Below are 2,923 nucleotides of genomic sequence, written 5' to 3'. Positions count from 1 at the left end.
TTAACTTGCTCAAATTATTATTTTGTTCGATTAAAATAACAGCAATGATGAAGCAGAACAAGATAGTCATCAATTAAGCAGCTTAAACCATAAAATTGGTATGGTTATTATATGTACAATTTAATTCTGATTACAAATATTTTGCGTATCCTTGATGAAAAGGGCATGACCAAGTCGGAGCTAGCCAAAAAAGCGGGCGTATCGATCGCCTTTTTTACCGATCTGACCAACGACAAAGCCAATCCCTCCCTCAGAATCATCGAAGCCATCGCCGAAGCATTGGAAACACCCCTGCCGATGTTGCTTGACAGTTCCGATATGGAACTCGCAGACCTCGAGGCGCTCGCCAAACGGAAGCCCGGTAAATTACCTAAAGGCTTTGTCTGGAAAGGTGGCGTGCTGAGCGAATACGAAGCTTATCAGGTTGATCGATGGGATAAAAAGAATCGCATGTTTCTGTCCAAAGAAGTCAGAAAGAATAGAAGCAAACATAAAAATTGAAATATAATTTTCGCTAAAAGCGAAAAATTGATAAAAAAAACGTTGCACGAATCAAATATTCGTTATATTGTTATATTCATTCTAAGCTGAACTGTGTGAATATGACTATACCAGACACATCAGTAACAACCATCCCGGTATCCCCGGTTGCATCTTCATCTGCTTTGTCGGTTAAAGAACGCGCCAAACGCAAGCTGGAACGCGACGCACGTGACATCGTATCCGCGCTGCAAGACCCCGATACCGTTGAAGTCATGGTCAATGCCGATGGGCGTATCTGGCTGGAGAAGCTCGGTCAAAAGATCATCTGCATCGGCAACCTTCAGGCTGCCCAAGCTGAAGCCATCATCAAAACCGTGGCCGGATATCACGGCAAGGAAATCACCCGGCTCAATCCGATTATCGAAGGCGAATTTCCCCTCGATCATTCCCGTTTTGCCGGACAACTGCCACCAGTGGTTACCTCCCCAACCTTTGCCATCCGTAAAAAAGCGGTTGCTATTTTTACCCTCGATCAATATGTCGAGAATGGTGTGTTGTCAGCCAGACACTGCCATGTGATCAAGAATGCAGTACGCGAGCATCGCAACCTACTCGTCATCGGCGGCACAGGCTCCGGCAAAACGACACTGATCAACGCCATTATCTTCGAGATGGCGCTCGACAACCCAGATGAACGTATTGTTATCCTGGAAGACACGGGTGAGATTCAGTGTGCCGCACAGAATTTTGTGCAGTATCACACGACACTCGATGTCGACCTGACCCAGTTACTCAAAACCACGCTGCGCATGCGTCCCGACCGCATCCTGGTCGGCGAAGTCAGGGGTGCGGAAGCGCTTGATCTGCTCGATGCCTGGAACACGGGTCATGAAGGGGGGGCTGCTACCTTGCATGCCAATGATGCGCTATCGGGATTGACGCGACTGGAATCGCTCATTTCAAGAAACAACCATGCGCCAACCGACATAAAACCGCTCATCGCGGAAGCGGTCGATGTGGTAATCCATATTGCGCGCAGCCAGAATGGAAGACGGGTGCACGAGATACTCGAAGTCTATGGTTTTAAAAGAGGCCATTACCAGACCCGACGATTGTAATACTGTTTTAAGGAGCCGGACATGAAGCGAATTCAGATCAAGCCAGACACCCTGTTTTTTTATGCATTATTCATATTGTTATCACTGAGTATGCTTCTATTGTCTGAAGGCATCCAGGCCGCTGTCGGTGCTGGTGGCGCACTGCCGTATGAATCCTGGCTCGTGAATTTGCGCAACTCTGTGACCGGCCCCGTTGCTTTCACGCTGTCCATCGTCGGCATTGTCGTGGCCGGTGGTATTTTAATCTTTGGCGGTGAATTGAATGCATTTTTCCGCACGCTGATTTTTATCGTGCTGGTCATGGCACTCCTTGTCGGTGCCAACAACATCATGACCAATCTGTTCCAGGGTGCGGTGATTCCCGTTGATGTAGATACTGTGAACCAACCAGAAACAGTGCAAGAAACGTAGCAGCAGAAATTTTAGCAGCACCCAGAATGTAGCTGCAGTAATCGTCACTTTCTCGTTTTACAGGAGGTCTGTCATGGCGTTACGAACCATACCGATCAGACAATCAGGTAACCGCCCGAATCTCTTCATGGGCGGCGACCGGGAACTGGTGATGTTCTCGATCCTGATTGCGGCCACATCGATTTTTGCAGCAATGGAAATCAAAACCACGCTGTTTGGCATAGCCCTTTGGATCTTCGCCTTGTTTGCGTTACGGCTGATGGCGAAGCACGATCCACAGTTACGTCATGTGTATCTGCGTCAGCTGCGCTACAAAAAATACTATCCGGCCAGAAGCACGCCGTTCACTATCAACCCGCCGCACATGGAAAAACGGTTTCAATGATGACCGCGATAACCATTCTGATTGCTGTACTGGGTGCGCTGTTGCTGTCGATGCTGTTTATGCGCATTCGTGAATCGGAGAAGACATTCAAGCTCGACCGATACCGATCCAAGGAGACCGGTTTTGCCGATCTGCTGGTGTATGCGGCCGTGATTGAAGACGGCATCATTGTCGGCAAAAATGGCGCCTTGATGGCCGCATGGCAATTCTGTGGCGCGGATACCGCCAGCAGCACTGAAATAGAGCGCGAACAGGTATCGCTGCACATCAATCAGGCATTATCCCGCTTGGGGAACGGCTGGATGATTCATGTGGATGTGGTGCGTAAGCCGGCACAAGGTTATTCTGACAAAGGCCTATCGAATTATCCCGATCCAGTGACGGCTGCCATCGATCAGGAACGCCGCGAACTGTTTGAGCGCATCGGCACATTGTATGAGAGCCGCTTTGTCGTTACATTGACCTTTCTGCCACCGATACTCGCACAACGCAAGTTTGTCGAACTGATGTTCGATGACGATGCCGA

At 49.0% G+C, this 2,923-nt stretch carries 4 protein-coding genes and 1 pseudogene; all 5 read left to right on the top strand.

All coding sequences use genetic code 11. The features are described from left to right. The first annotated feature begins 111 nt into the window (after positions 1 to 111). Positions 112 to 501, top strand: coding sequence for a helix-turn-helix domain-containing protein (locus C8R30_RS15525; RefSeq protein ID WP_107790548.1), 390 nt, complete (start codon positions 112 to 114; stop codon positions 499 to 501). 101 nt (positions 502 to 602) lie between these two features. Continuing rightward, positions 603 to 1,601 (top strand): P-type conjugative transfer ATPase TrbB, encoded by a 999-nt coding sequence (gene trbB, locus C8R30_RS15520; RefSeq protein ID WP_107790547.1) that lies wholly within the window; start codon positions 603 to 605, stop codon positions 1,599 to 1,601. Between the two features lie 21 nt (positions 1,602 to 1,622). Further along, positions 1,623 to 2,012 carry a TrbC/VirB2 family protein gene (locus C8R30_RS15515; RefSeq protein WP_107790546.1) on the top strand — a complete coding sequence of 130 codons (390 nt, stop codon included), beginning with the start codon at positions 1,623 to 1,625 and terminating at the stop codon, positions 2,010 to 2,012. 73 nt (positions 2,013 to 2,085) lie between these two features. Beyond that, positions 2,086 to 2,397, top strand: a complete 312-nt coding sequence (locus tag C8R30_RS15510; RefSeq protein ID WP_107790545.1) for a conjugal transfer protein TrbD — start codon at positions 2,086 to 2,088, stop codon at positions 2,395 to 2,397. Next, positions 2,394 to 2,923, top strand: a pseudogene (locus C8R30_RS15505) (conjugal transfer protein TrbE); the annotation flags it as partial. The gene C8R30_RS15510 and the pseudogene C8R30_RS15505, both read left to right, overlap by 4 nt.

Source organism: Nitrosomonas nitrosa (assembly GCF_003051105.1).
GTDB classification, from domain to species: Bacteria; Pseudomonadota; Gammaproteobacteria; order Burkholderiales; family Nitrosomonadaceae; genus Nitrosomonas; species Nitrosomonas nitrosa.
This window is presented reverse-complemented; position numbering and strand designations above follow the sequence as displayed.